Here is a 1,498-nt window from a genome sequence, read left to right as displayed (position 1 = left end):
CAGCTGGCGGCGGATGCCCTGGTGGGGCTTCTGACGGCCGGCGTGCCCTGGGATCGCATCAGTTTCAGCTCGGATGCCAACGCCAGCCTGCCGCGTTTCGACGGCGAGGGGCGCCTCATCGAGCTGCGCAGCGGCCAGATAGGGAGCCTGTGGCAGCAATGCACCCGGGCCTGTGCCCTCGGCGTGCCCCTTGCCAGCGCGCTGGCGGTGGTGACGGCCAACCCGGCCAGGGCGCTGGGGCTGACTGGCAAGGGCTCCCTGGGGGTGGGGCAGGACGCGGATCTGCTGCTCATCGACCCCGAGACCCTCGCCATAGAAAGGGTCATGAGCGGCGGCCAGTGGCGAGCCTGAGTGGCGCATGAGCCGGATCTCTTCAGCTCCGTTAACATACAAAAAGCCCGGCATGGGTGCCGGGCTTCGTTTTTTGCGGTGTGTGTCCCGGTCAGATGGCCAGGAACCCCAGGATCAGGATGGGGCCGAGCAGGCTCAGAAGGAAGCCGGAGACGATGGCCACCGGCACCACCTGGATGCCGCCGGACTTCTGGATGACCGGCAGGGTGAAGTCCAGCGCCGTGGCGCCACCGTAGCCGATGGCGGCGGAGGGGTGGCGGCGCATCAGGATGGGAATGATCAGGATGGCGATCAGCTCGCGCCCCAGATCGTTGATGAAGGCGGCCGAACCCAGCACGGGGCCCAGCTTGTCCGCCACTAGGATGCCGGAGAGCGAGTACCAGCCGAAGCTGGAGCTCATGGCCAGCCCGTGGGCAAAGGGCATGCCCAGCAGTTGTGAGGCCAGCAGGCTGCCGAGCCAGCTGCTGACGATGACGGTGGCGGCGATCTTCATGCCCCAGGGGTTGAGCAGGATTTGGCGCAGGTGCATGCCGGAGTTGCGCATCTGGATGCCGATGAGCAGCAGCAGCAGCATCAGGGCCCATTCGCTCAAGCGGTCGATGGGCAGGGCGCGCAGGTCCACCAGCTGCCCCAGCAGGACGCCCCCCAGCACCACGAAACAGAGCTGGAGGGATTCCCACAGGAGGTGAAGCTTGCTCGGCATCTTGCCGTCGCTCGCCTCGTGGGTGGGTGGGCTGCGCCTGTCCAGCCACCAGAGGGCCAGCAGGTTGCACAGGGTAATGGCGGTCAGCATGATGCCGGCCACCTTGAAGATCACCGCCAGGTTGCTGCCGAGGTTCTCCACGTAGGCGAGCCCCAGCCCCATCAGGAACAGGATGAGATAGACCATCTTGCCCAGCGACTGGTTGACCAGCTTGACCAGCCGGGTGGAGGAGAGGGGGATCAGATAGCCGATCACGAGCGGCAGCAGGATCAGCAACACATTGAGCAACATCGGGGCCTCGGTCACAAAACTGGGAGAAACGGCACCTTATCACGACTTGTTGCGTCTGTGTCACATATCCCGGTGTTTGAGTGCCCCATACGGGCCTTTTTTATAACATTGTTATGTTTTTTTGAGGAGGGAGGGGAGGGGCAAGGTCCGGGG

Annotated in this window: 2 protein-coding genes; one reads left to right on the top strand and one right to left on the bottom strand. The window is 64.6% G+C overall.

Features of this window, described 5'->3' with window-relative positions; translation table 11 throughout:
* Window positions 1-351: amidohydrolase family protein (locus BN1132_RS05725; RefSeq protein ID WP_042075837.1), on the top strand; the 351-nt coding region annotated here is incomplete at its 5' end.
* Window positions 352-442: 91 nt separating this feature from the next.
* On the opposite strand, the gene BN1132_RS05720 is transcribed toward BN1132_RS05725, so the two are convergent.
* The gene (locus BN1132_RS05720) at window positions 443-1,345 is read right to left on the bottom strand and encodes a LysO family transporter (protein ID WP_042075835.1); all 903 of its coding nucleotides are present in this window, start codon (window positions 1,343-1,345) and stop codon (window positions 443-445) included.
* Between the last annotated feature and the right edge of the window lie 153 nt (window positions 1,346-1,498).

Origin of the sequence: Aeromonas sanarellii, from assembly GCF_000820085.1 — a bacterium.
Taxonomy (GTDB): Bacteria; Pseudomonadota; Gammaproteobacteria; order Enterobacterales; family Aeromonadaceae; genus Aeromonas; species Aeromonas sanarellii.
The sequence above is the reverse complement of the archived record's forward strand: the minus strand, read 5'-3'. Positions and strand labels throughout refer to the sequence as shown.

Excerpts from the sequence above, each read along its gene's own strand:
- BN1132_RS05720 (WP_042075835.1), bottom strand. The coding sequence starts at position 1,345 with ATGTTGCTCAATGTGTTGCTGATCCTGCTGCCGCTCGTGATCGGCTAT.